General features: G+C 47.1%; 1 tRNA gene. It reads right to left on the bottom strand.

The features are described from left to right. Positions 1-232 precede the first annotated feature (232 nt). Positions 233-308, bottom strand: a tRNA-Ala gene (locus C2134_RS10010). Positions 309-342: the final 34 nt, after the last annotated feature.

Below are 342 nucleotides of genomic sequence, written 5' to 3'. Positions count from 1 at the left end.
ACAGAGAGTGTTTGTGCGACGACTACACCGCCCCTTTTGATATGGCGACGTAGCCTTAGATACAATCAAATACCCAAGATGACGATTCAGCTAATATGAAGAGTTAACTCCATATTATTTGTCTCGCCGTCTTATATATTCGGCTTCTTCAGTTTGTTAAAGATCGGGCGTTTCAAACTACAACGCAAACAGAATCCAACTCTTTCGAGTTCGCTTTTGTTTGCACTGTAAGTGGTGGAGGATGACGGGATCGAACCGACGACCCCCTGCTTGCAAAGCAGGTGCTCTCCCAACTGAGCTAATCCCCCTCTTTTCGGGTGATGCTGCGTTGCTCAGTCGCTC

The sequence above is a fragment of the Chromobacterium sinusclupearum genome, assembly GCF_002902845.1.
Lineage (GTDB): Bacteria > Pseudomonadota > Gammaproteobacteria > Burkholderiales > Chromobacteriaceae > Chromobacterium > Chromobacterium sinusclupearum.
Note: the sequence above shows the minus strand (reverse complement) of the source record. Positions and strands in the feature narration are given on the sequence as shown.